35 protein-coding genes are annotated in these 22,532 nt (G+C 38.1%); 3 read left to right on the top strand and 32 right to left on the bottom strand.

All coding sequences use genetic code 11. The features are described from left to right. Positions 1 to 10 precede the first annotated feature (10 nt). The 32 genes from PQ963_05175 to PQ963_05020 all read right to left on the bottom strand — a co-directional run bounded on the left by PQ963_05175 (position 11) and on the right by PQ963_05020 (position 17,501). Positions 11 to 226 carry a 50S ribosomal protein L14e gene (locus tag PQ963_05175; GenBank protein ID MEN4029059.1) on the bottom strand — a complete coding sequence of 72 codons (216 nt, stop codon included), beginning with the start codon at positions 224 to 226 and terminating at the stop codon, positions 11 to 13. Further along, positions 223 to 744: an AAA family ATPase gene (locus PQ963_05170; GenBank protein ID MEN4029058.1), complete on the bottom strand. Its 522-nt coding sequence runs from the start codon at positions 742 to 744 to the stop codon at positions 223 to 225. Before PQ963_05170 ends, PQ963_05175 begins: the two co-directional genes overlap by 4 nt. Next, positions 744 to 1,010, bottom strand: a complete 267-nt coding sequence (locus tag PQ963_05165) for a 50S ribosomal protein L34e (GenBank protein ID MEN4029057.1) — start codon at positions 1,008 to 1,010, stop codon at positions 744 to 746. Before PQ963_05165 ends, PQ963_05170 begins: the two co-directional genes overlap by 1 nt. A gap of 73 nt (positions 1,011 to 1,083) precedes the next feature. Beyond that, a complete protein-coding gene (locus PQ963_05160) occupies positions 1,084 to 1,653 on the bottom strand; it encodes an EMC3/TMCO1 family protein (GenBank protein ID MEN4029056.1) in 570 nt (189 codons plus the stop codon). Between the two features lie 24 nt (positions 1,654 to 1,677). After that, complete coding sequence (locus PQ963_05155) at positions 1,678 to 2,235, bottom strand: adenylate kinase (GenBank protein ID MEN4029055.1); 558 nt, start codon at positions 2,233 to 2,235, stop codon at positions 1,678 to 1,680. Between the two features lie 12 nt (positions 2,236 to 2,247). Then, positions 2,248 to 3,594, bottom strand: a complete 1,347-nt coding sequence (gene secY / locus PQ963_05150) for a preprotein translocase subunit SecY (GenBank protein ID MEN4029054.1) — start codon at positions 3,592 to 3,594, stop codon at positions 2,248 to 2,250. A gap of 19 nt (positions 3,595 to 3,613) precedes the next feature. After that, positions 3,614 to 4,051: an uL15 family ribosomal protein gene (locus tag PQ963_05145; protein ID MEN4029053.1), complete on the bottom strand. Its 438-nt coding sequence runs from the start codon at positions 4,049 to 4,051 to the stop codon at positions 3,614 to 3,616. A 15-nt stretch (positions 4,052 to 4,066) separates the two neighbouring features. Beyond that, on the bottom strand, positions 4,067 to 4,525 hold the full coding sequence (locus tag PQ963_05140; GenBank protein ID MEN4029052.1) for a 50S ribosomal protein L30: 459 nt from the start codon (positions 4,523 to 4,525) through the stop codon (positions 4,067 to 4,069). 12 nt (positions 4,526 to 4,537) lie between these two features. Then, positions 4,538 to 5,176 (bottom strand): 30S ribosomal protein S5, encoded by a 639-nt coding sequence (rpsE, locus tag PQ963_05135; GenBank protein MEN4029051.1) that lies wholly within the window; start codon positions 5,174 to 5,176, stop codon positions 4,538 to 4,540. Between the two features lie 18 nt (positions 5,177 to 5,194). Beyond that, on the bottom strand, positions 5,195 to 5,761 hold the full coding sequence (locus PQ963_05130; protein MEN4029050.1) for a 50S ribosomal protein L18: 567 nt from the start codon (positions 5,759 to 5,761) through the stop codon (positions 5,195 to 5,197). A 16-nt stretch (positions 5,762 to 5,777) separates the two neighbouring features. Beyond that, positions 5,778 to 6,224 (bottom strand): 50S ribosomal protein L19e, encoded by a 447-nt coding sequence (locus tag PQ963_05125; protein ID MEN4029049.1) that lies wholly within the window; start codon positions 6,222 to 6,224, stop codon positions 5,778 to 5,780. 135 nt (positions 6,225 to 6,359) lie between these two features. Further along, positions 6,360 to 6,695: a 50S ribosomal protein L32e gene (locus tag PQ963_05120; GenBank protein ID MEN4029048.1), complete on the bottom strand. Its 336-nt coding sequence runs from the start codon at positions 6,693 to 6,695 to the stop codon at positions 6,360 to 6,362. Between the two features lie 12 nt (positions 6,696 to 6,707). Continuing rightward, complete coding sequence (locus tag PQ963_05115) at positions 6,708 to 7,241, bottom strand: 50S ribosomal protein L6 (GenBank protein ID MEN4029047.1); 534 nt, start codon at positions 7,239 to 7,241, stop codon at positions 6,708 to 6,710. Between the two features lie 9 nt (positions 7,242 to 7,250). After that, positions 7,251 to 7,634: a 30S ribosomal protein S8 gene (locus PQ963_05110; GenBank protein ID MEN4029046.1), complete on the bottom strand. Its 384-nt coding sequence runs from the start codon at positions 7,632 to 7,634 to the stop codon at positions 7,251 to 7,253. Between the two features lie 18 nt (positions 7,635 to 7,652). Next, positions 7,653 to 7,796 (bottom strand): 30S ribosomal protein S14, encoded by a 144-nt coding sequence (locus PQ963_05105; GenBank protein MEN4029045.1) that lies wholly within the window; start codon positions 7,794 to 7,796, stop codon positions 7,653 to 7,655. A 14-nt stretch (positions 7,797 to 7,810) separates the two neighbouring features. Beyond that, positions 7,811 to 8,317 (bottom strand): 50S ribosomal protein L5, encoded by a 507-nt coding sequence (locus PQ963_05100; GenBank protein MEN4029044.1) that lies wholly within the window; start codon positions 8,315 to 8,317, stop codon positions 7,811 to 7,813. Then, positions 8,318 to 9,043: a 30S ribosomal protein S4e gene (locus PQ963_05095; GenBank protein MEN4029043.1), complete on the bottom strand. Its 726-nt coding sequence runs from the start codon at positions 9,041 to 9,043 to the stop codon at positions 8,318 to 8,320. Between the two features lies 1 nt (position 9,044). Continuing rightward, positions 9,045 to 9,395 (bottom strand): 50S ribosomal protein L24, encoded by a 351-nt coding sequence (gene rplX / locus PQ963_05090; protein ID MEN4029042.1) that lies wholly within the window; start codon positions 9,393 to 9,395, stop codon positions 9,045 to 9,047. Between the two features lie 12 nt (positions 9,396 to 9,407). Continuing rightward, on the bottom strand, positions 9,408 to 9,806 hold the full coding sequence (locus tag PQ963_05085) for a 50S ribosomal protein L14 (protein ID MEN4029041.1): 399 nt from the start codon (positions 9,804 to 9,806) through the stop codon (positions 9,408 to 9,410). 1 nt (position 9,807) lies between these two features. Further along, positions 9,808 to 10,128, bottom strand: coding sequence for a 30S ribosomal protein S17 (locus PQ963_05080; protein MEN4029040.1), 321 nt, complete (start codon positions 10,126 to 10,128; stop codon positions 9,808 to 9,810). 4 nt (positions 10,129 to 10,132) lie between these two features. Next, positions 10,133 to 10,417: a ribonuclease P protein component 1 gene (locus tag PQ963_05075; protein MEN4029039.1), complete on the bottom strand. Its 285-nt coding sequence runs from the start codon at positions 10,415 to 10,417 to the stop codon at positions 10,133 to 10,135. Between the two features lie 75 nt (positions 10,418 to 10,492). Further along, positions 10,493 to 10,798, bottom strand: coding sequence for a stress response translation initiation inhibitor YciH (gene yciH / locus PQ963_05070; GenBank protein ID MEN4029038.1), 306 nt, complete (start codon positions 10,796 to 10,798; stop codon positions 10,493 to 10,495). Positions 10,799 to 10,803: 5 nt separating this feature from the next. Beyond that, complete coding sequence (gene rpmC, locus PQ963_05065) at positions 10,804 to 11,010, bottom strand: 50S ribosomal protein L29 (protein MEN4029037.1); 207 nt, start codon at positions 11,008 to 11,010, stop codon at positions 10,804 to 10,806. Positions 11,011 to 11,041: 31 nt separating this feature from the next. Then, the gene (locus tag PQ963_05060) at positions 11,042 to 11,893 is read right to left on the bottom strand and encodes a 30S ribosomal protein S3 (GenBank protein ID MEN4029036.1); all 852 of its coding nucleotides are present in this window, start codon (positions 11,891 to 11,893) and stop codon (positions 11,042 to 11,044) included. A gap of 5 nt (positions 11,894 to 11,898) precedes the next feature. Beyond that, a complete protein-coding gene (gene rplV, locus PQ963_05055) occupies positions 11,899 to 12,354 on the bottom strand; it encodes a 50S ribosomal protein L22 (GenBank protein ID MEN4029035.1) in 456 nt (151 codons plus the stop codon). A gap of 12 nt (positions 12,355 to 12,366) precedes the next feature. Beyond that, on the bottom strand, positions 12,367 to 12,777 hold the full coding sequence (gene rpsS / locus PQ963_05050) for a 30S ribosomal protein S19 (GenBank protein MEN4029034.1): 411 nt from the start codon (positions 12,775 to 12,777) through the stop codon (positions 12,367 to 12,369). Positions 12,778 to 12,830: 53 nt separating this feature from the next. Beyond that, positions 12,831 to 13,556 (bottom strand): 50S ribosomal protein L2, encoded by a 726-nt coding sequence (locus PQ963_05045; protein MEN4029033.1) that lies wholly within the window; start codon positions 13,554 to 13,556, stop codon positions 12,831 to 12,833. Between the two features lie 61 nt (positions 13,557 to 13,617). Then, positions 13,618 to 13,878: a 50S ribosomal protein L23 gene (locus PQ963_05040; GenBank protein MEN4029032.1), complete on the bottom strand. Its 261-nt coding sequence runs from the start codon at positions 13,876 to 13,878 to the stop codon at positions 13,618 to 13,620. 17 nt (positions 13,879 to 13,895) lie between these two features. Continuing rightward, the gene (gene rpl4p / locus PQ963_05035; GenBank protein MEN4029031.1) at positions 13,896 to 14,678 is read right to left on the bottom strand and encodes a 50S ribosomal protein L4; all 783 of its coding nucleotides are present in this window, start codon (positions 14,676 to 14,678) and stop codon (positions 13,896 to 13,898) included. Positions 14,679 to 14,724: 46 nt separating this feature from the next. Beyond that, entirely contained in the window at positions 14,725 to 15,735 is a 1,011-nt protein-coding gene (gene rpl3p / locus PQ963_05030; protein ID MEN4029030.1) for a 50S ribosomal protein L3, read from the bottom strand. Between the two features lie 96 nt (positions 15,736 to 15,831). Then, a complete protein-coding gene (locus PQ963_05025; GenBank protein ID MEN4029029.1) occupies positions 15,832 to 16,641 on the bottom strand; it encodes a putative RNA uridine N3 methyltransferase in 810 nt (269 codons plus the stop codon). A gap of 212 nt (positions 16,642 to 16,853) precedes the next feature. Then, a complete protein-coding gene (locus PQ963_05020) occupies positions 16,854 to 17,501 on the bottom strand; it encodes an METTL5 family protein (protein ID MEN4029028.1) in 648 nt (215 codons plus the stop codon). A gap of 172 nt (positions 17,502 to 17,673) precedes the next feature. Between PQ963_05020 and PQ963_05015 the strand changes: the two genes are divergently transcribed. From PQ963_05015 to PQ963_05005, 3 genes are all read left to right on the top strand, one after another. After that, positions 17,674 to 19,164, top strand: coding sequence for an acetyl-CoA carboxylase biotin carboxylase subunit (locus PQ963_05015; protein ID MEN4029027.1), 1,491 nt, complete (start codon positions 17,674 to 17,676; stop codon positions 19,162 to 19,164). A 10-nt stretch (positions 19,165 to 19,174) separates the two neighbouring features. Continuing rightward, positions 19,175 to 20,161, top strand: coding sequence for a biotin--[acetyl-CoA-carboxylase] ligase (locus PQ963_05010; GenBank protein MEN4029026.1), 987 nt, complete (start codon positions 19,175 to 19,177; stop codon positions 20,159 to 20,161). Between the two features lie 363 nt (positions 20,162 to 20,524). Next, on the top strand, positions 20,525 to 22,510 hold the full coding sequence (locus PQ963_05005) for an alkaline phosphatase (GenBank protein ID MEN4029025.1): 1,986 nt from the start codon (positions 20,525 to 20,527) through the stop codon (positions 22,508 to 22,510). Positions 22,511 to 22,532: the final 22 nt, after the last annotated feature.

Here is a 22,532-nt window from a genome sequence, read left to right as displayed (position 1 = left end):
GTTCTATAAATCATTCAAGCTGTTTTTTAACTTCTTCCAGGTTATCAGATACTTCTACAGTTTTGTTCAGTGGTTCTAAGTGCTTGATATTGCATCTTCTGTTTTTGATGTTTGTTCCAACTACTTCTACAAAATTATCATCTATAACTTCAACTATGGCGCATTTTTCGCCAGCTTCTCTTCCTGAAATTTTAACACATACTCTCCCTACTTCTATTGCTTTCATGAAATCACCTCTACTACTTTCAATATAATGCTAACAACACTTTCAGCCTGGAAACTACCTGTATTTATGATAAGGTCATAAACTTCCATATTTTCAATGTCAATATTATGAATTTCCCTGTATCGCTTTGATTCACTGTTGCTTCTTTCAATTATTTCTTTTTTAACAATTTCAAACGGTTTATTTTCCCTCTGACATATTCTGTTTGTACGTGTGTCTAATGGAGCCATAAACCATAATTTAAGGTCAGCATCTATAAAATGTGCAGAAAGCCTTCCTTCAATGATCAAATCATCATGTTCTCTGGCTATTTGAGATTGTTTTTTGTCGATCTCAATGTCAGTATCTTCATTTTCCTCAGCGAATTTACTGAATTCCAGTATGTCCATGTTTTTTTCAGCGGCCATCTGGCGGAATATATCTCCTGCAGAGATATAAGGAATCCCCATTTTTTTAGATAATATTTTGGAAGCTGTAGTTGTACCACTACCAGCTAATCCGCTGATGGTTATGATCATTACAATCTTGCCTCTTGTTTAAACACTTTTCGTGTGCATTCAGAGCAGAGATTTCCACCATATGGCCTGTTTGGCCTCTTTTTAGATTTTGAAAGTTTTTTTATCTGGTATGGTCTTCCCCTTGGAACTCCGTGAAGAAACTTACCACATTCAGCACATATGTGCTTTGACGGTTTTTTCTTCTTGTATCTTAAAACAGTTTTTCCTCCAGGGGTTTTCTTGAATATTCTCCTGTATGATCTGGATCTGTATCTTAATTCAGGCATGTAAATTTCTCCTAAGTTTTTAAAACATATTTTCTGCGCTTAATGACGTCCATGAAATTGAGATATTGTGGAGTTACATTCCCCCACCGCTTTTAATTCCCATCAGTTTTCTAAATAGCATTGAAAACCCAAATGAACACAGTATGTACCATCCAAGCCATCCAATAGACATTTCTGGAGTTCCAGGTACTGCTCCCCCATAAAATGGAAGCGCTTGCCACAATGGAATTAAAAGCATATAATAAGCAGTTGCAGGTAATTCAACTACAACCCTGTTCAACAATGGATTTTGTGATATCCACCAGAATATTATAAGTATAGGAAGCATTGTAACTATCATTGGTTTAAATGACATGGTCATCATTTCTTTCTGGAGGTTTATAAATTCCATTTGCTTCTTTTGAACCCTATCTAAAGCTTTTGGATCATTTGTTTTTCTAGCTTCCATCATCTCCTGCTGAAATTCTTTCATTTCCTTTTGAAGGTAAATGAGCCTGTCTTGATCTACAAGGAGCTTTTGAGCTGTACTTGTTACAAGTGATATCACAATAGCTATTATAACTATAGAAAGAATCGGACCCAAATACTGTATAAAGGGATTTAAAGCTGTATTCAACACTCCCCATAATGCTTCAAGTACCATTTTGTTTCCTCTTTAGCTTAAAATTTATTTTAAAGTATTTAACATCTCTTCTACAGGCTCTTCAAGCCTATTATCATGGTTTTTAATGATTTTTACAGTAGCACCTGTTAGTACAGCATATGACATTGCTGTTGCTCTGTTCATTTCCTGATGAAGTTCAATATCACCGATTTTTTCCATGTCTCTGATTCTTGTTTTATCGTTGAGTCTTCTCATCAAGATTTCATCATTATCTGCTTCAATGAGTATGAACATATCTGGTTGAAGCTCCTCAAGTACCCATTTTGGAAGTCCAGGCAGAAAACCAGCAGGTGTTTTAATTGTGCAGTGAGTGTCAACAATTATATTACTCTCCTCTGCCATCTCTCTTATACTTTTTGCAGCTTTTTTTTGAATTTCTTTTTGTACCTGGGGAGATAATTTTCTTAAAGAATCCCTATCTTCTACGATACTTTCTTCTCTTGCAATTTTAATCATCACGTCCCCATAATTTACATTGACATAATCAATGCTTTCAAGTACTTTATTCAATACTGTTGTACTTCCTGATCCTGGAATTCCTGTAATTACAACCATTTTCATTTTAATCTCCCTCTAATCACCTAAAAACTTCCGAAGCATTGGGTGCATATCCATCATCTGTTCTTTAGCTATTTCTTCATATAACCTGTACACTATACCCACAGTAAGCAGCACACCAGTACCTCCACCTAATGCTCCTGTTAAGTCTGCCCCAAGTGCTAAAAGACCAACAAAAGCACCACCAAGAATAGTAATAGCTGGAATGTATCTCTTTAAAATCCTCTCGAAGTGTCCTCTACTGCTTCTCTGTCCAGGAATTTGCATTCCCATCTGATGAAGCTGTTTTGAAACCTGTTTTGGCCCTATTCCACTGATTTCCACCCACAACCATGCAAACAACACATTTGCTGCTATAAACACAACAGCGTAAATTAATACTTTTACAGGGTCTGTAAGAAGTATACTGAGGCTTGTTGGTGTTGTAAGATAATATGCAATTCCACTTATAGCCTGACCCTGTGAAATTGTTCCCAGAATTGGGAATCCGAACTTCTGGAATAATGCGGCGAATAGCTGCACATTTAAAAGCAGTGCACTGGTTAAAATTACCGGCATGGCACTTGCATAAATGAACTTCAATGGATATTTTCCTCTTGCTCCTTTTACTCCTCCATAAGAAAGAGGTATTTCAACCCGCATACTTTCTGCATATACAACTATCAGGAAAACGATGATGGTTGCAAGTACCGGTATGAGGATGGTGAAATCAGGAGCTCCTGTTGTTAAAAGGTATATGAATTTTGGAACTATTCCTGCAGGTACTCCGGGAGTGACTGGAGATTCAAGAAAGTTGAATGCCCCTACAATTATTTCACTTGCAACACTTGCAACAATGAAAAGTCCCACACCACTTCCAAATCCCCATTTAGATACAACCTCATCCAGAAAGATAATAAGGATTCCACCTATGGTTATCTGAGTAATGAGAATTAATTCATATCCGGGTATTGCAGCAAGCGCACCAGTTAAAACAAGCACCACTGCTTGAAATAGAGTGAATATAATAGCAAGGAGCTTTTGAGTCCCCTGAAACGTTGCCTTATCCTCATGCCTTGAAAGATCCAGTTTAATGATCTTTCCTCCGACTAAAAGCTGGAGTATAATTGATGCTGTAACTATTGGTCCTATACCCAGTGTAATTATTGAACCAAATTCACCTGCAAGCACCGCCCTTAACTGTGCAAACTGGTCAATGGCAGCAGGGCTTAAACCATAAAGGGTAACCTGAGTAAGGACAAAATACAGTACTAAAATTATACCGGTCCATTTAAGCTTTTCCTTAAAAGGCATCCTGTAAGTGGGTGACCTGACCTGTGGAAGTAAGGAAAAAATTGGTTGTAGCTTCTCAAGCAAAAAAATTCACTCCTTCTTTGAATACTTAAATAATTATTACTTCCCCGCCAGCTTCCTCTATTTTCTGGGTAGCTGAGCTTGAAAATTCTGGTGATTTTATAATTAAAGGTCTGTTTAATCTACCTTTTCCCAGTACTTTGTTGTATCCGAGATCTGTTACATCTATTTCAATTGCATTATCTTTCTTTTGAGCCAATCCCTGTTTAACCAGGTCTTCAGATTTTTCGTCAAGATAATCAAGGTTTACTGGATTAAATTTTAAAATGCTTCTTTGTGGTCTTTTAAATCCGTATTTTCCAAAGTGTTCTGGAGCATATTTGACTGTCCATGTCCATTTACTTTTGTGGAGACCTGCATTTCCTCTTCCACCTCTGTGTCCAGCCCCTCTTCGTTTTTTAGAACATCCGCCACCAACGGTTCTTGACCCTCGCATTTTCCTTATTTTTCGTGTTCTTCTTATCATTATGAATCCTCCAGATTAGATCATCCTTTTAATCAGATCACTTATTTTTTCTCCCCTGTAACCCAGGCTTCCAGATTCTTTAAATGTTTTTTTGATATCTTCATATCCTTTTCTTGGAGGGTGAAGTCTGAATACTAATTTCACTCCGATGTCTTCAAGTTTTGCTCCAGAATCCAGCAGTGCCCTGGAAAGTTCTTCTACAGAGGAAAAATCAGTATTTTCCTTTAAGTAATCTTCAGTGAGTTTTACGTTTCCTGCTATCTTTCCTCTTTTAGATAAAAGCTTTGAAACTGTTTCCTGGTCAACTTCTCCCCATGTAATGTAATCTTTAGCTTTTTGAAGCATTCCCTTATAACTTGGATTTTTTTCGATTAAAACTGCATGATTAATCCTGGTAAGTCTTAACATGTCCAGTGTATCAGAGATATCCTTTTTAATCCCTGTTCTACCTCTTACCCTTATTGCTGCAATCATATTATCACCTGATTATACTACTCCAAGATTTTTGAGGTCTGATTTACTGGCTTTAACTTTGCTTAAATTCTTTAAGGCATCAAAGACTGCGCTTGCAAAGTTAATGGTTGTTTGGGTCTGTCCCATGGTATTTGACCATACATCATCAATTCCAGCAAGTTTGAGTATTGTTTTTCCCACATCTCCTACTGCGAGGCCTACTCCACCAGGTGCAGGGATTAAGGTAGCCCTTACACTTCCGCTTTTACCTGATACCTTAAATGGTACTGTGTGTTCTCTCCCACAGACACATCCCCAGTCACCGCAACCCCTTCTAACTTTAATTATATTATATTTAGCATCGTCAACAGCTTTTCTTATTGCAGGACCTACTTCTTTTGCTTTTCCCTGTCCAAGCCCTACATATCCATTTTTGTTCCCAACTGAGACGATTACTCTGAAGTTGACTTTTCTACCTGACTTATGCATTCTCTGCACGAGGTTTACATCCATTACTTCTTCTTCTAAATCCGGGAGCAGGGCATCAACTATTTCCAGTTCCATGATTGGAAGGCCTTTTTCAAATATCTCATCAATGTCAGTTATAGTTCCTTCCTTAACCATGTGTCCCAGATTAGTTTTAGGTTCCCATTCTTCCATGTTAAAATTCATCATGATACCTCCTTAGTTTTATAGTTTTTGTCTGATTTTCTCGAAATGGTCTGGAAGATCTTTTGGAGATAACCCTTTTTTTAGATACGCTCCAAATTTCTGTTTAAGCTCTTCTTCGCTTAATGATTCTGCATACTGTGCTATGTGTTCCCCTCTTAGTCTACTATCATCAGGCAAAACTGATTCACCATGAGGAATGTGAAGGCCAGAGTCTACTGCTCCTTTTAGTGCAGCAAAGACTTTAGTACCTTTAGTCGGTGATTTTAAACCTATATCTAAAACAGCTTCACTTACACCTTCAGCTACTGCTTTCCTACCACATAAAAATCCGGTAAGATATGCTGCAGAAATGTTTTTAGTAGATCCAAGCCATCCCCTATTTTTAAGTTCATTAGAATGTGCTGAAATTATAGTATCGTCACCTTCTGGGGCTACTTTCATAATTTGGGCAATTACATGATTATTAGTAATTCTTACGACCATTCTTGCCTTATCTAATTCAATGAGTTTAATTCTAGCCCCATAATTTGTTTTACCTTCATTCCTTCTTTTAAATGCTACCTTGTATCTTGATCCGTGTGCCAATTAAATTCCTCCTTATCTACCTGAGTAGATCATGATCCCTGGCGTAGGTTTTCATGTAAGATTTGCTTCTAAAAGCACCGCCCTTTGCCATCTTATAGAGCTTTCTGTAGGTAGTTCTGTTAATTTCCCTATTTTCTCTCATATATTTAAGATCAGTTCTTAAAGCTCTTATGGTAGTCATCCATTTTTCTTTCTTAGGGTTTCTAGCTCCTTTAGCCCCTTTTATACTACCATGACCTTTTCTTCTTCCTTTTTTCTTCTGTGCAGCTATTTTCTTTGACCTGTAACTGCTTATGCCTTTCTGGGGCTTTGCCATTATGGCTCTGCTATTTATTAATTGTTTTACATTTTCTCGAGTTATGGCTTTTGATACTTCCTCTGTTTTTTCAGGATCTATCCATACCCTGTTTTCCCCGACTTTGAGTATATCTGCAGCCAATCTTTTTTGAGTAGTAAGATTCATTGAGAAACCTCCTTTCCACCTTTTTCTAAAAGGTGGATCAAAACATAAAAATCCAGGACGGATTTTTATATGATATTAACGCAACAGATGTTGCAAATCTTAAAGGTTTGACTTTAAGCACCCTGCATTGAATACTTAAATCCCTCTGTTTAGGATCTTGATTCCTAATTCTTTTGCTTTTGTGAGCATTACTTCCTTTTTCCTTTTTCCAATTGTAGCACTTATTCTACCTGCCTGTGTTGCTGGATCAAGTTTTTCAAGTTCCATGATACTGCAAATAAGTACATCCTGAAATCCAGATGGGTGAAGCCCTCTTGTAGCTTTTGGAGACCTGTAACCAATTGAAGGCATGGCCGGTTTTCCTTTTTCGTATCTTCTGGTTTTACTGGTTTTTCCTCTTGCCTTCCTCCATTTTTCTCCAAGCTTCTTGTATCTAAACCATTCCTGTCTTTTGAAATTTGGTTTTTTCATCTTTTCACCGCCTTATTCCCGGCTTACAAGGTATATTCCGTCCTGGAATACCCTTGGATCTCTTCCCTTTATTTTGGTGGCCTGTTCCAGGTTGGCCATTGTTTGACCAACATCTTCCTTGTTTATGCCAGTGACTACTACTTCATCACCTTTTACCTGAACTTTAGCGCTTCCAACTATCTTTGCTGTACGTGGATATCTTTCACCAAGGAAATTTTCTATGGTAACTTTGTCCCCGCTAACTTTTACAGTCATAGGGAAGTGAGCGTAAACTATTTTCATGTTGTAAGTAAATCCCTCTGTTAATCCTGTAATCATGTTATTAATGTGAGATTTTATAGTTCCAAGCATTGCTTTATCTTTCTTTTTAGGAAAATTAGCCTTCAATACTACATTGCTATCTTCCTTTTTTATGGTAATAGCTGGATAGTTAAATTTCCTTTTGAGCTCTCCCTTTGATCCCTTTACAGTTATTCCGCCATCAATACTGACATCTATACCTTCAGGAATAGGTATTTCCTCTCTAAGGACTGCTGCTTCAACCATTTTATCACCTTAATAAATGTATGCCAGAAGCCTGCCACCGATTCCATTATCTTTTGCTTCTTTGTGTGTCATGATTCCCTCTGGTGTGGTTAATATCATGATCCCGAAGTTTTTAGATGGCAGATACCTCTTTTCGAATTTTTCAAATTCATCTTTTTTTACTGCGTGTCTTGGCTTTATAACACCGCATTTGTTAATATTTCCTTCAAGTTCCACTATGAACTGTCCAGCCTTGTTATCATCGATGAATTCAAATTCACCGATGTATCCTTCCTTTTGCATTGTTCTTAAAACACGTCCAATCATTTTGGATGCAGGTGAAATTTTACATCTTTTATTTCCCTGTATTTCATTGTTTCTCATGTTGGTAAGCGCATTTGCTAGAGGATCCATAAGCACTGATAACACCTCTTAATTGTATTTTTTAAATCCTATTTTATGTGCAAGTTCTCTGAAGCATTGCCTGCATAAATTAAGCCCGTATCTTCTAACGAGCGCAGAGTGATCGCCGCATCTCCTGCATTCCCTTGATGCTTTTCCATATTTTCTTGTCAAATTATCACCTTGACCTATTTTATCTTAACCTGGAAATTTTCCTTCATATACTCCATGGTTTCTTCTGGAGTTACGGTATGTTTAACTGGAATTTTTTTCCGCATTATTTTCCTTTTTTTTATCCTGTAACCTGGTTTTTCGAAGGTTATGGAAATGTTCATTCCAAATATGCCGATATCTGGGTCATAACGCATTCCTGGAATGTCTATATGTTCATTTATTCCAAATGAGACATTACCCTGGGCATCAAACTGTCTTGATTTTAACCTGTTTTCAATACCATCAAGTATCATTTTAACGGCTTTATCTGCTTTTTCTCCCCTTAATGTAACTTTACATGCTATAGGCTGCCCTTTTCTTATGCCAAACTCAGGGTTTGTTACTTTAGAATATGTACGCACAGGTTGCTGGCCGGTTATACTTTCAAGCAGCTTTTCAGCCCTTGCAAGTCTTTCTCCACCTTCACCAACACCTATGTTAACTGTTGCCTTTGCGATTTTAACTTCTTCCATCGGATTCATCTATTTACCTCCAGGAAGTGTGATTACTGGTTCTTCTTTACCTATTACAAAAACATAGTCTTTTAAAGTAAGGAATGTTTTTTTATCTTCAGTTTCCATTTGGGCAGTGTTGGGCATGGATGATCTGGTTATGTTAATTTTTTTAATCCTGCCTATTTCACCGGTGTGCTTTCCACCAGTTATAAGGCCAATTGTACCTTCTTCAAAGCTTATTACATCATCGATTTCCTGGTCTGGAATTTTAAGAATAATTACATCTCCCACTTTGTATTCATCATCAAGATGACATCTACCGTCATGAAGGTTAAGTTGAGTTTTACCACCTTTTATTGTGGTTTTATCTGTGATTTTACAGAGTTTGAATTCCCTGTTTTCTTCAGGTATGGGGTGAAGTATTAATCTACCTTTTTCATCGGGAAGGACTCTGTAAACACTTTCTGTTTTGGGTATTTCGATTACATCCATGAAGCCAACAGGGTATTTGTAGTCTTTTCTGATTCTACCATCGACAAGGATGTCTCCGTTGTTTATAATTCTTTTTGCTTCTCTGGAGTTATCAGCAACTCCTAAAATATCACGAACTACAATCAGCAATGGTATTGATTCTTCTATAGCATGAGGACCTGCATTTGGTTTAACAGTCCATTTATTTTCTTTCGGATGGATAGGCCAGTGTTTTGGTGCTTTATATCGTTTGAGATGTTTTCTTGATCCCATCTTTGCCATATTATCCTCTCTCCATTATTTCGTTTCTTTCCTCATCATCCAGATCCAGTTCCACTATAACAAGCTTGGATGGATGCATGGAATGGTAAACCATATTTCCATCTGGTTTTTGTACTGAGGCACCTTCTACAAAGACCCTGTAGTTTTTAAGGTCTACCCTTTCCACTTTTCCTTCGTGGTCTTTAAAATCGCCCCTCATTACTTGCACTGTATCGCCTTTTTTAACAGGGATTGATCTTCTTTTGTATTGATCTTTGAGCTCCTTACTTAAAGCAACGCTCATTAATTTATGTCGTACATGTAATGGTGCGTTATGAAGAAGTTTTCTCTGTTTTCTTGGTTGTTTTGACATTTTATCACCATATTAAACTATTGTGCTTGCAGCACTTCCAACACTGGGCCATCTTTCAGCTGCTTCCTTAGCAACCGGACCTCTTATTTCAGAACCCTTAAGAGTACCTTCTGGACTTACTATAACTGCTGCATTATCTTCAAACTTAACCCTTAAGCCGTCTGCCCTTCTGTATTCTTTTTTCTGTCTTACAACCACTGCAGTCATGATTTCTTTTCTCATATCTACAGTCCCTTTCTTAACAGAAACTATGATCATGTCGCCGACTCCTGCTGTTGCAAGTCTTCTTCTTACACCTTTGTATCCTTTAACAGACACAATTTCAACTTCTCTTGCACCAGTATTGTCGATACAGTGGAGTCTGGCACCTATAGGTAAAACTCTTGTTACGTTTGAAGTGATAGCTTTCATCTTATCTATCTCCTTTAACTTCTATGACCACAAACTGTTTTGTTTTACTTAAAGGTCTGCACTCTGCAATTTTCACTGCATCACCGGCGTTAACCCGAATACAGTCGGGCTTATGTGCTTTTATTTTTGATTTTCTTTTTTCATATCTTTCGTATTTGCGTATGAACTTGTAAAAACTTCTCTCTACTGTGATAGTCCTTTCAGCTTTGTTGCTTGTAACTATTCCTTCTAATATCTGGCCTCGAACTCGGAGAGTCCCATGAAAAGGACAGTTAGGATCTTCACATCTTTCTTTAGGTTCTGGAACGTCAATACCTACCATGTTATCACCAATATTTCCTGAATTTCTTTTTTATCCTATCTTCAGGGCGAGCAATGATAATCTTACCCTCGATTTCAATTACAGTGCCGTCAGGCAAATTAAAATGAAAAGTTGCATCTCCTTTGGGAACCAGCTTTTCGGCTTCATCTCCCTCTTGAATCAGGAGGGTGTTTTTAGTTTCATTTACAACTTTTCCCTTTATTCCAATGAATCCTTCATGAGTGCTGTCTACAACCTTAACTGGAAGTCCCACAAGCTCATGACGGAATATATTTTTTGGAGTTATCATTTCTTTTGAAAGTCCTGTCTACTTACTTATGCAGTCTATTATTTTAGACTCTGCGATATCTCTGGAAGCATCTTTTTATCTTATTTCTATTGTATCTGAAGAAAAGCCCATATTGGCCAGAACCTGTTTGACCTTCCGTTTATGATCCCCTTGAAGTTCGATCTGACCTTTTTTAGCTGTCCCTCCACAGGCGCATTTATTCTTTAGTTCTTTTGTAAGTTCCCTTATATCAATATCATGCTCATCTATACCTTCCACTATAGTCATAAGCTTTCCAAATCGTCTTCTAACTGTGTATACTTTGACTTTCTGTATTTCACGAGCAATTTCCTCACAGACGCAAAGTTCTTCTGGAAGACCGCATATCTCACAGACTTTCATTTATTTTATTTCTCCCTCTGTTTTTCGTTCATTATGGTAAGGACACGTGCAATTGTTCTTTTAAGTTCCTTGATTTGCCCAGGATTTTCGTAAACTCCTGCTGCAGAACTTTTTGAAATATTTTTAGCATGTTCTGCTTTAAGTTCATCCAGTTTCTTCTGGATGTCTGTAATTTCCATTTCACGTATTTCTTTGCTCCTTAATATTACCATGTTATTCCATCCTTTTATATTTATGCATCTATTATTCTGGCTTTTCTGTTTTTTGAGCTTCTTCGGATTCTTCAGTGATCTCTTCTGGCTCTTTGGCAGGTTCTTCGGCTTCTTTTACTTCCTCAGCTGTTTCTTCTAACTTTTCAGTGATGGAATCCTCTTCACCTTCTTCTTCGATTTCCTCGACTATTTCGGTGATTTCTGTGTCCTCAATTTCTTGATCCTGAACCTCTTCCACTTCTTCTACTTCCAAAGTTTTAGAAATTGCATCAGCTTCACTTTCTTCAACTGCAACCTTTAATATATCTACTTTATCAGGTAAAACCATTCCTGGAGGCATGATTCTAACATATATTCCTAAAACTCCAGGTTTTAATTGAACTGTTGCAAATCCTTCCTTTACATATCTTGTAGATGGTTCACCACATTTTTTGATGTACCCATCATTGAATTTAGCGGTTGCAGACCTTGCACCCCTTATTTTACCAGATATTGTAACTTCAACACCCTGTGCTCCGGCACCCATTATTCTTCTAAGTGCAGTGTATGCCACTCTTCTAAAATGCATTCCACGCTGCAGCATTGCCGCAATCTTATGAGCCATTATTTTAGGGTTTAGTTCAGGAACGTCAACTTCTTTAACTTCTACCTGCGGGTTTTCTAACCCATAGCTTGTTTTCAGGGTTTGGGTGATGTTACGGACAGTTTTTCCACCTCTCCCTATAACCATTCCTGGACGTTCTGCATAGACAACAATCATAGTACCCAGAGGAGTTAATTGAATTTCCATTCCACCGTAACCTGCTCTTTCAAGTTCATTTTCAAGGTATTCATCAATCCTTGTCCTTTTAAGCCCTTCTGTAACAAAATCTTTTTCAATCATCTAATCTATGCCTCCCCCAGAACTATCTGTATATGGGTAGTCGGTGTATTAAATGGACTTGCTCTTCCAAATGCTCTGGGAGTCCATCCCCTTATAACGTATCCTCTGTGACTTGATATGTGTATTATCTTGAGATTTTCGCTATCAATTCCTTTGTATTCAGCGTTAGCTTCGGCGTTTTTAAGAACATCAAGGATATGGGATGCTGCTTTTACCGGGTATCTGCCAGTTGGCCATCCTCCTAAACCTCTTCTGTGACCTACCTTTTTGTTATGTCTTTTAAAGGGGACTGCCTTTTTCATTTCAATTACGTCTTCAAGGTAATTTCTGGCATTTTCTACCTTCATTCCTCTTATCCTGTTACATATCTCAACAGCGTGTTTTGGAGAGATCTTCAGGGATCTCCCAAGAGCTTTAGCTGTTTTTCCCTCATCTGTAAAAGCGTAGTTAATTTTTGCCATTGTATTCTCTCCTTATTTAAGAGGTACGAACATAGATGACCTTGTAGCACCCATCCCCGGATCTCCGTGTTCTACTCGCTTTCTTGTAGGTGCGAATTCTCCAAAGTAACATCCGATCATTTCAGGTTGTATGGTCACTTCTGTGAATTCTTTTCCATTATAAATTCCAAAGGTTACTCCAACCATTTCTGGAAGTACAATCATGTCTCTACAGTGAGTTTTAATTGCTTTTGGTCTTCCGCCCTTATTTCCATCCTTTTTAAGTTTTCTGATTTTCTCAAGCACTTTTTTCTGTCTTGGGAGAAAACCTCTTTTTAATGACCTTCTCTGCCTTGATGGAAATAGCTGTATAACATTATCCAAAGGCATTTGTTGTAACTCTCCTAGCGTATAACCGCGATACATAAATTCTTTTCTAGCCAATTAGTCGCCTCCTTATTTAAACTCTTTTAATTATCCCTTTTTTAATATCTTAATTACCTTCTCTTTCCTGTTCTTCTTGCAGCAATTGAACCGACTTTTCTTCCAGGCGGGGTGTGTTTTGAAACTGTGGTTGGCCTTCCTGGATGCTGTCTGTTTCCACCGCCGTGTGGGTGATCTACTGCATTCATTGCCACCCCTCTAACACTGACATTCTTTTTACCTTTCGCGTTTAAGGCGTAGAATCTGTTTCCTGCTTTAAGGAATGGTTTTTCCTTTCTTCCGCCCCCAGCAACCACCCCAACAGTTGCCCTGCAGGCAGGATCGAATGCTTTTAGTTCTCCAGACGGTAATTCAACAATTGCTTTTCCTACATCATGAGTTATTAAAGAAGCGTAAGTTCCAGATGATTTGACGAATTTTCCGCCATCCCCTGGATTTTTTTCAAGATTATATACAGGCGTACCTTCAGGAATACGAGCAAGCGGTAATGCATTTCCAGGTTTTATCGGTGCTCCATATCCAAATTCTATATCATCATTTATCTGGATGCTTTCTGGAGCTAAAACCAGTTTTTTTTCACCATTTTCAAATTTCACCAGCACAACCGGTGCACTTCTTCCAGGATCATGAATAATATCTGCAACTTTTCCTTTTAAGCTGCCTTCTTTTTCTATACTGTCATATGATCGGTATTCGATCTTTCCTTTGAATCTGTGGGATGCGCTCCTATAGGTTGGAGTTCCCCTTCCCATTCTCTGTGATTTTAAACGTTTTCCCATTTAATATTCCTCCATACATGACCATTCGGCCTTTGCGGATAAATTAGATTGAATACGAGTATTAGAATACTCCCATTTTAACTGCTATATCCTCTGCGCTGTGCTCTGCAGCCAGCTTTATGTAGGCTAATTTTAAGCCTTTTGAAGTGACCTGAGTGTTTATCTTTTTCACTTTAACAGCGTAAAGATCTTCGAATGCATTCCTAATTTGAGACTTATCTGCTGTTCTTTGAACTACAAATGTCAGCTCGTTTTTCTGGTCAATTGCATTCATGGTTTTTTCTGTTAAGTGTGGTCTTTTAATTATTGAATAAGGATCCATATTCACACGTCCTTTTTTTACTGGAATAATTCGCCTAACTTTAAAATGGCAGATTTTGTGTATATTGTTAATCTTCCTGCATGAGTCCCTGGAGCTAAAAGTTCAGCGTTCAGGTTTTCAGCTGAAACAATATCAACACCAGGGTGGTTTCTTGCACCGAGACTTATACCTTTGTCTTCTCCCACAACTATTAGGGGTCCTTTTGGCACTTTGTATTTTCGGCCCCTCATTTTACCTTTTCCAGCTCTTATTTTCTTACCTGTTTTAGCCCTGACTATATCATCCATTATTCCAAGATTTTTGAATATTTCCCTTGTTTCTCTGGTACTTTTAACTTTAGCCAGTTCATCATCAACTACAAATGGAATCTGAGGCACATTTTCAACTCTGTGCCCTCTGCTTTCTACGAGTTCTGGATTTGTAGTGGCAGCTATTGCTGATCTGATGGCTAATCTCCTTTCTTTCCTGTTAATTTTCTCATGAATAATCCTTTGAGCCCTCGGAGGGTGTGCTCTTCTACCACCTACAGCTTGAGGTACAAAAGCTGCTTTTGAACCTGCTGGATGTCTGCTCCCTTTAACACGAGGCACCATAGCTGCACCACGGCCAGAACCATAAGATTCAGCAGTTGTTCTTTTCCCAGCCATAGGATCAGTACCCCATGGTTGAATTCTTGCGGTTTGTGATGAGATTACTGCTCTTTTAATGATATCTGGTCTGTACTCTTCATTGAAAATTTCAGGAAGTCTAATTTCATCAATGACTTCTCCTTCCAGTGAATAAACTTTGATCTTTTTCATCCAATATCCCTCTTTTATTATTCGAACATAAAATTGAATTTAAGCCTTAAACTCCCTGTTTTGAAGCAGTTGAGATGTGTGATATTTCTGGTGCGTCGTCATGCTTTCTGTGAGGTCTCATCGCTTTTCTTAAAATTACAAGCCTTTTTGTTGGACCCGGTAGTGATCCTTTCACCACTACAAAGTTGTTTTTAACAAGACCGTATTTAACGAACCCTCCATCAGGATTTACAGAATCTGCTTCAGAAGCGTTCCCTATTTTAAGAATTTTTTTGTTGTATTCTGTTCTTTTGTGATATCCCATCTGTCCAGCCTGTGGAACTGTCCACATTGTTCGCTCTGGTGACCATGGACCTAATGAACCAACATGTCTTCCTTTACTACTTCTTGCAGCTTTTCCGTATTGTATTCTAACCCCCCATCGTTTAACAGGGCCCTGAAATCCTTTTCCTTTGGTGATAGCTACAGAATCAATGTGTTCTCCATCAGAAAAAACGTCATCTACATTTATTTCAGTTCCAAGAATGTTTGTAGCGTATTCAAGCTTTTCAGAAACTGTAGCACCCCCAAGACCGCACTCTATTATTTCTGGTTTCTTTTTAGGAACGCTGGCATTCTTAGGGTTGGTGTGTATTAAAACGCGGATATCAAAAATATCATCAATATTTTCATTTAATTCAGATAGTTTAGAATCAGTATCATATTCTTCAGGTAGTGGTATTTTTCTAAAAAGCTCTTTGCTTAATTCACTGGCCATAACATCCATCATGGTTTTTAGACCACTGGTGGTTTTTGTATATGCTCTTATGCCCATTACAGTAACAGGGGGAACTTCAAGTATGGTTACTGGAGTTGAAATCTCCATCCCTTCAGTTGGGGAGTTTTTCCTGTTGTCAGTCAATTTAACATGAGTCATTCCCACTTTATACCCTGCAAAGCCAAGTAACCCCGTTTTATCGACTTGAGGCCAGGATTTAATCCTGGGAGATTGCTTTGATGCCCTCTTTCGAGGAGAAAATGCAACTGATCCTTTTCGTGGTTGGTGATGTCTGGTCATTCTAATTTACCTCCTTACTTACAATTTTTCCATCAAAAGTTTTGATCAACCTTTTTTAAAAGGTTGCTTTACAATTTTTCAGTTTTTCCAGGTTATTTAATCTAAAAGTAGATTAAATGCAGATAAAGTTATTAAAACAGCTTCTTCTGTTCTTATAGTCTTAGTTCCCTGTGAGGGGACTGTATTGACTTCAAGATCCATTATATTTTTTCGGCCCTGAATAAGTTCATGCAAGCCTGAATAAGGACCACCAAACAAAATAGCCAGATGTCTGGCATCTTTTATCCTGTGTTTTACTTCATCTAAAATAGAAGTGATGGGCTCTGCACATCTGGAAGTACCAATAACAACGTCTGGTTTAACTTCCTGTATGCTTTCATACAAATCCTTATAAGTAGATAAAACCTTGTAACCCCAGTAAAAGTCGGGTTTATCTGGTTCTATTAATATGTCTTTTTTTGATAGCTTCGTAACACGGAAGCTGAATACCTTATTTATGCTGAGTTTTTCCGGGCAAAGTGCAGGCCTATCCGCTCCGATATCAACTATTGTACCTTTCTTTGTCCTTTTTATGGTGAATCCCTGTCTATAATCACCTACTTTTGGTTCATCTGTAGGATGATGGGGAGTTCTAAGTGGTGGAAGAATTCCCACGTTTCTTAATTCCCTTGAGATTGGAAATACCTTTTTACGAAGGTATTGAGGGGTATTCATATAAGTGAGAACATCACTAATAAACTTTACCTCTTTCCTATCTGAATTATCATTATAAACAACAATCTGGTCAGCCCTGAATATTGCTGCAGATCTACCAATTGAACCTACCTTGTAAGTTTTTATTTTTAAATCATTGGTCTCAGCAGTTATTGAGGCAGGTATAAAAATGGATAAATGTTTTTGTTCCATTTTCCACTATCTGTTTTCTATCTTTTATATATGTAGTGTACAACCTTTTTAGATTTAGTAGAAGTTGTATATAAATACTAAAGATATACTCCTGATTCAACCCTAATTTTTTATTATGATTTATGATTTACTGTTATTTAATATTTTGTATATTAAATATTGGTTTATTATTTGGATTTATTTATATATAAAAATATGGTAATTTAAACTTTTTATTTTATTTTCTTAGTCCTTTGAATCCGCAGTACAACCACATCAATGTTTATTTTCTCCTTTTCATGAAAATGATAAATACGAAGTATAGGGAAACTATAATAAAATTTATAAGTTACCTGGCCGCCCAATGAATTAAAAAATTTCTCCACAAATTCCTCTGTTTCCGCCATATGGAATGAGTATACAACTGGAGCGATTTCAATGGCTTTTTTCATAAAAATTCTATCTGCTTCTTTTCTTTTTGCTTTCTGTGCCCCAAACGGAGGATTTTGAATAACTGTATCTGCATTTTGAGTAAAATTCTGAACATCTTCCAAAATGAATTCTGTTGTATTATCAACACCAGTTTTTGATGCCTGCACCCTTGCAATCCCTATTGCCTCTGGATCGGCATCAACCCCAATAACCTCCTTTGCCCCAAGTATAGCTGCCCCAATCGTAAATATACCAGTACCGCAGCCTAAATCAACAACTTTTTTACCTTTTATATCCCCAAGAAAATGGGCATTCCACAGAAGATCAGCAGCTATGTTTGAAGGTGTCGTATACTGTTCCAGATGAACTTTTGGAGATTTATAAGGAGGTATCTGCTGGAGTATCATCTCAATATGTCTTTTTTTGGTAATTTTTGGTTTTTTACTCATCGATTAGCATCCTATCTTTTGATCATTGCACTTATTTTTGTAAATATAATATGATCAAAGATAAATTAATATAAAATCAATATAATGATAATGAGTCATTCTATAATTAGAATAAATCAATTCACAGTATTCAAATCATTTTAAACTTCTACAAATTTTAGAGGCGATAGTTATGTTTAACAAAATCCTGATTGCTAATCGTGGTGAAATTGCAATAAGAGTCATGAGAGCATGTAAAGAACTGGGGGTTTCAAGTGTTGCCGTATATTCAGATGCTGATAAAAACTCACTTTTTGCAAAATATGCAGATGAAGCTTATAATATAGGAAAGTCAAGCCCATCAGAGAGCTATTTAAACATTGAAAAAATAATTGATACTGCACAGAAGTGCGGTGCTGAAGCAATCCATCCAGGATACGGGTTCCTGGCCGAAAATGCCCGGCTTGGAGAAGAGTGTGAAAAACATGGAATCAAATTGGTTGGACCTAAAGGATCTGTTATAGAAGCTATGGGAAGTAAAATTGAGTCCAAAAAATTAATGCAATCTGCAGGAGTACCTGTAGTTCCAGGAACTGCTAAAGGAATAAGTGAGCTTGACGAAGCAGTTGATATTGCAGAATCCATAGGATACCCAGTCATTGTAAAGGCATCTGCTGGTGGTGGAGGGATTGGAATGCGTACAGTTTACGAAGAAGACGAACTTGTGCGTGCCATCGAATCCACGCAGTCGGTTGCAGCCTCTGCATTTGGAGATTCAACTATCTACATTGAAAAATATGTTGAAGAGCCCAGGCACATTGAATTCCAGATCCTTGCAGATGAGCATGGAAACACCGTCCACGTTGCAGACAGAGAATGTTCCATCCAGCGAAGACATCAAAAGCTGATTGAAGAATCCCCATCACCTATTATGACTGAAGAGCTTCGTGAAGAAATGGGAGGGGCTGCAGTTAGAGCTGCATCTTCTATAGGATACACAAACGCTGGAACAGTGGAATTTTTGTATTCAAATGGAGATTATTACTTCCTCGAGATGAATACACGTATTCAGGTGGAGCATCCGATAACAGAAGTAGTAACAGGGATAGATCTCGTAAAACAGCAGCTTAAAATAGCTTCTGGTGAAGAAATCTGCTGCATGCAGGAAGACATTACAGTTAGAGGGCATGCTATAGAATGCCGGATAAATGCTGAAGATCCATTGAATGATTTTGCTCCAAATCCTGGTAAAATAACTGGTTATCGTTCACCTGGAGGAATTGGGGTAAGGGTTGACAGTGGAGTTTACATGAACTATACCATACCTCCATTCTATGATTCCATGATATCAAAGCTCATTACACATGGGATGAACAGGGATGAAGCTATAGCCCGTATGAGAAGAGCATTAAATGAATACATTATCCTTGGAGTTAAAACCACCATACCTTTCCACAAATCAATGATGCTCAGTAAACATTTTAGAGAGGGAAAGCTTCACACCCACTTTGTGGACCAGCATCGTGAGGAAATCATTGGACACATGGCAGAAGTAATTAAAGCAGATGCAAAAAGAGCTGCAAGGCTTAGATCAACATTTAAACCTTCTCCAAAGGTTGCAGCAGTTTCTGCGGCTGTGAATAGTTACATGACAAATTTAATTTCAAAAAATCCAGATAATTAAAGGTGTTAAAATGAAAAATAAAGTATTAGAAACACTTTATGAGAAAAAGGGTAAATATATTCCTATTGATGAAATCTCTTCACAGCTTGAAATTCCAGAGTCAGGTGTGCATGAACACATTAAATCACTGCTGGATGAAGGATATACAATTGAATATTCACCCAAAAATGAAGTTCTGCTTAAAGAAGAATTAACACTGATATTACCCCGCAAGCTCAAAGATGCTCTAAATACGAGTTATATTGGAAAAGAAATTCATTATTTCAGGGAAGTTGATTCAACAAACCAGGTTGCAAAGAGATTAGCAGAAGCTGGTGCACCAGAAGGTGTTGTTGTAATAGCTGAAATGCAAAAAAAAGGAAGAGGAAGGCGTGGAAAGCCATGGATTTCGCCTCTTGGAGGAGTATGGATGTCTATAATTCTAAGACCCGATGCTTTACCCCTAAATGCTCCTCAATTAACATTTACAGCAGGTGTAGCGGCTGCAAAAACCATTAAAGAAGAATACCCGCTTGACGTAGGCATTAAATGGCCTAACGACATTTTAATAGAAGATAAAAAAGTATGTGGAATATTAACCGAGATAAACACTGGAAAGGATTCCATCGATTATATTATTGCAGGAATTGGAATAGATGCTAATGTTGATCTGGAATTAATACCTCCTGAATTAAGAAAAGATGCAACATCCCTTAAAAGTGAACTGGAAAAAGAAATATCCCGTATGATGCTCGTTAGAAAATTCCTTGAAAACTTTGAGAAAATGTACAGCGAATTTAACCATGGAAATTTTCAAAAAATACTCCAAAAGTGGCGTAAATACTCAAAAACAATTGGAAGAAACGTAGAAATTAGAAAAGGTACTGAAATTGTTAAGGGCGAAGCTGTAGGTGTAAATAGAGAAGGTGCATTAATTTTAGAGCTCAGGGATGGTTCTCTTAGAAAGATCATTTCTGGAGAATGCAGACATGTGAATCAATTAAAAAGAACATTTTGACATAAGTTCTAATTGAAAATAGATTTTGTTTTATATCCACTCTCTTTTACTGGCATTTGGCACACATTTATGGATGATGGATAGAGAAATTCAGGAGTAATGACTTTATAACTGGATATTCCATAACCCCAAATCATATTATTATTTAATTATATTTAGATATTAATATATTATTTATTTTTTTAAATCCTCCATCAAAAAAAGGTTTTGTTTTGATCGGTTAATAAAGATTTCTACTTTTATCCATTTAATAAATTTTATATAGAATTTGTTATATATTATGCTATATGTGATCTATATGATGCTATATGTGAACTAAGAAATCATGTGATCACATAAAAAAATTAAAAAGAGGTGAAAAATATGAATTCAAAATACATTATTGGAATAATTGGAATAATAGTGGCCACAGTAGTAATGGTTGGCGCTTGTCCTGTATTTGCAGGAGGTACAGGAGACCAACAGACAATACAAACAGTGAATTCAACGTCTATACATCCATTAGCAGGAAATAGCTCAAATGTTACCCCACGAAACGTAATCCTGCTCATCGGCGATGGTATGAGCCATGCTACATTAACTGCCGCCAGGGTTTATAAAGTCGGGCCGAATGGAAACCTGACCATGGATACACTGGAGCACAGTGGATATGTATCCACCCACTCCCTAAACAGTCTGGTTACCGACTCAGCAGCGGCTGGAACAGCCATAGCTACCGGACAGAAGACCAACAATGATGTGATTGCTATGCTACCAAACGGAACCGAACTAAAGAGTATCCTTGATATAGCTGCCCGTGACCTTGGAAAATCAACCGGGCTTGTGACCACGTCCGAGATAACCCATGCCACTCCAGCTGCCTTTGGGGCCAGCACCATAGACAGGGACAATTGGAATGATATCGCCACCGATTATATCTACGAATCCAAACCCAATATATTGTTGGGTGGAGGCTCAAGGTACTGGACTGATGATACAGTTAATGGCTCCCACAGGACAGTGGCGAGACTCATGGCACAGGGGCTGAACGAATCAGAAGCAATGGCTGACGACGGGTTGCTCGATGATGCCCAAAGACAAGGGTATCAAGTAATCCAAACTGCCCAGGAGCTGATGAATCTTAACATGACCTCCCTTTTTAGAAATGGAACAAAGATCCTCGGCCTTTTTGCCCCGAGCCACATGGCTTATGAATACGACAGGGCGGGAAAATCCCCTAATGAACCGCACCTGGTAAACAAGACAAGGGCAGCAATTGAATACCTCAGCCAGGACGTGAATGGGTTTTTCCTCATGGTGGAAGGGGCCAGGATTGACCATTCAAACCATGCAAATGACGTGGTGAGGACTATACATGATACGATAGCTTTCGATGAAGCTGTGCGGGTTGCTCTGGACTTTCAAAAAAAGAATCCCAACACCCTGGTGATTGTAACCTCAGATCACGATTGTGGTGGCATGGCCGTGGAATGGCCATATGGCGAGTTTCCGCCAGCAGGAGCAATTCCAATCAAGGATATGGATAATCTTCCAAATCCGCACGGTGGTGTCTGGACCAGTAATCATCACACCGCTGTTGATGTGCCGATTATGGCCACTGGTCCTGGGGCTGAACGAGTCTCCGGAAGGATGGACAACACCAATATCTTTGAAATAATGCACATCAGCTTGAGAGGACCACCAACCGCCGCCGCCAGTCTAACCAGAGGTAACTACTACAACAACGTAACAGTTAATTTAACATCAACTGGATGGTTTAGTCCTGTAAAGATCTTCTACACAACTGATGGAAGCACACCAGCAAACACCAGCACACAATATACAGCGCCATTGTTCTTCAATACAACTACTACTCTCAGATTCATCGCACAGGACAATAAAGGAACATATTCTCCAGTGTACAATGAAACCTACCAGATTGCTGTTCCACCAACTGCCACAGCCAGTCCACGTGGAGGTAACTATTATAACAATGTGACTGTTAACTTAACATCAACTGGAGGGTTTAGTCCTGTAAAGATCTTCTACACAACCAATGGAACCACACCAACAAATGCCAGTGCAATATACACCGCACCATTAAACTTTGTCAAAACTACCATTCTCAGGTTCTTTGCTCAAGATGGCAGGGGAACTAACTCCTCAGTGTACAGTGAAACCTATAATGTTTACCGTCAGGTAGCTTACACTTACTCTGTTAGCGTACCTGTTATGAGATGGGTTAAAAGATGGTACAGATCCTGGTATAAATCCAGAGGTAAATGGAAATTTAGATGGAGATCCAGGTGGGTTAGAGTTCCAGGAACCACCACTGAACATAGAACTGGACATAGATGGGAGTTAACATAATTCTTCGAATTATGATGTCCGA

Origin of the sequence: Methanobacterium sp. (assembly GCA_039666455.1) — an archaeon.
GTDB lineage: Archaea > Methanobacteriota > Methanobacteria > Methanobacteriales > Methanobacteriaceae > Methanobacterium_D.
This window is presented reverse-complemented; position numbering and strand designations above follow the sequence as displayed.

What these genes read in the sequence shown, in the direction of transcription:
- PQ963_05100 (MEN4029044.1), bottom strand. Translation starts at nt 8,317, where the DNA reads ATGAATCCGATGGAAGAAGTTAAAATCGCAAAGGCAACAGTTAACATA.
- PQ963_05115 (MEN4029047.1), bottom strand. Translation starts at nt 7,241, where the DNA reads ATGGTTGAAGCAGCAGTCCTTAGAGAGGAAATACCTATTCCTGAAGGT.
- rplV (MEN4029035.1), bottom strand. Translation starts at nt 12,354, where the DNA reads ATGGCAAAAATTAACTACGCTTTTACAGATGAGGGAAAAACAGCTAAA.
- PQ963_05010 (MEN4029026.1), top strand. Translation starts at nt 19,175, where the DNA reads ATGAAAAATAAAGTATTAGAAACACTTTATGAGAAAAAGGGTAAATAT.
- PQ963_05080 (MEN4029040.1), bottom strand. Translation starts at nt 10,128, where the DNA reads ATGGTAGGTATTGACGTTCCAGAACCTAAAGAAAGATGTGAAGATCCT.
- rpmC (MEN4029037.1), bottom strand. Translation starts at nt 11,010, where the DNA reads ATGGTAATATTAAGGAGCAAAGAAATACGTGAAATGGAAATTACAGAC.
- PQ963_05175 (MEN4029059.1), bottom strand. Translation starts at nt 226, where the DNA reads ATGAAAGCAATAGAAGTAGGGAGAGTATGTGTTAAAATTTCAGGAAGA.
- rpl4p (MEN4029031.1), bottom strand. Translation starts at nt 14,678, where the DNA reads ATGAAAAAGATCAAAGTTTATTCACTGGAAGGAGAAGTCATTGATGAA.
- PQ963_05045 (MEN4029033.1), bottom strand. Translation starts at nt 13,556, where the DNA reads ATGGGAAAACGTTTAAAATCACAGAGAATGGGAAGGGGAACTCCAACC.
- PQ963_05075 (MEN4029039.1), bottom strand. Translation starts at nt 10,417, where the DNA reads ATGATAACTCCAAAAAATATATTCCGTCATGAGCTTGTGGGACTTCCA.
- PQ963_05085 (MEN4029041.1), bottom strand. Translation starts at nt 9,806, where the DNA reads ATGAAAGCTATCACTTCAAACGTAACAAGAGTTTTACCTATAGGTGCC.
- PQ963_05160 (MEN4029056.1), bottom strand. Translation starts at nt 1,653, where the DNA reads ATGGTACTTGAAGCATTATGGGGAGTGTTGAATACAGCTTTAAATCCC.
- rpl3p (MEN4029030.1), bottom strand. Translation starts at nt 15,735, where the DNA reads ATGACCAGACATCACCAACCACGAAAAGGATCAGTTGCATTTTCTCCT.
- PQ963_05110 (MEN4029046.1), bottom strand. Translation starts at nt 7,634, where the DNA reads ATGGATCCTCTAGCAAATGCGCTTACCAACATGAGAAACAATGAAATA.
- PQ963_05020 (MEN4029028.1), bottom strand. Translation starts at nt 17,501, where the DNA reads ATGAGTAAAAAACCAAAAATTACCAAAAAAAGACATATTGAGATGATA.
- PQ963_05140 (MEN4029052.1), bottom strand. Translation starts at nt 4,525, where the DNA reads ATGATTGCAGCAATAAGGGTAAGAGGTAGAACAGGGATTAAAAAGGAT.
- PQ963_05165 (MEN4029057.1), bottom strand. Translation starts at nt 1,010, where the DNA reads ATGCCTGAATTAAGATACAGATCCAGATCATACAGGAGAATATTCAAG.
- PQ963_05125 (MEN4029049.1), bottom strand. Translation starts at nt 6,224, where the DNA reads ATGAATCTTACTACTCAAAAAAGATTGGCTGCAGATATACTCAAAGTC.
- PQ963_05095 (MEN4029043.1), bottom strand. Translation starts at nt 9,043, where the DNA reads ATGGCAAAGATGGGATCAAGAAAACATCTCAAACGATATAAAGCACCA.
- PQ963_05170 (MEN4029058.1), bottom strand. Translation starts at nt 744, where the DNA reads ATGATCATAACCATCAGCGGATTAGCTGGTAGTGGTACAACTACAGCT.
- PQ963_05120 (MEN4029048.1), bottom strand. Translation starts at nt 6,695, where the DNA reads ATGAAAAAACCAAATTTCAAAAGACAGGAATGGTTTAGATACAAGAAG.
- rpsE (MEN4029051.1), bottom strand. Translation starts at nt 5,176, where the DNA reads ATGAATTTTAACATGGAAGAATGGGAACCTAAAACTAATCTGGGACAC.
- PQ963_05015 (MEN4029027.1), top strand. Translation starts at nt 17,674, where the DNA reads ATGTTTAACAAAATCCTGATTGCTAATCGTGGTGAAATTGCAATAAGA.
- rplX (MEN4029042.1), bottom strand. Translation starts at nt 9,395, where the DNA reads ATGTCAAAACAACCAAGAAAACAGAGAAAACTTCTTCATAACGCACCA.
- PQ963_05025 (MEN4029029.1), bottom strand. Translation starts at nt 16,641, where the DNA reads ATGGAACAAAAACATTTATCCATTTTTATACCTGCCTCAATAACTGCT.
- PQ963_05145 (MEN4029053.1), bottom strand. Translation starts at nt 4,051, where the DNA reads ATGATAAGAAGAACACGAAAAATAAGGAAAATGCGAGGGTCAAGAACC.
- PQ963_05005 (MEN4029025.1), top strand. Translation starts at nt 20,525, where the DNA reads ATGAATTCAAAATACATTATTGGAATAATTGGAATAATAGTGGCCACA.
- yciH (MEN4029038.1), bottom strand. Translation starts at nt 10,798, where the DNA reads ATGAAAGTCTGTGAGATATGCGGTCTTCCAGAAGAACTTTGCGTCTGT.
- PQ963_05155 (MEN4029055.1), bottom strand. Translation starts at nt 2,235, where the DNA reads ATGAAAATGGTTGTAATTACAGGAATTCCAGGATCAGGAAGTACAACA.
- PQ963_05060 (MEN4029036.1), bottom strand. Translation starts at nt 11,893, where the DNA reads ATGATTGAAAAAGATTTTGTTACAGAAGGGCTTAAAAGGACAAGGATT.
- PQ963_05040 (MEN4029032.1), bottom strand. Translation starts at nt 13,878, where the DNA reads ATGGATCCTTATTCAATAATTAAAAGACCACACTTAACAGAAAAAACC.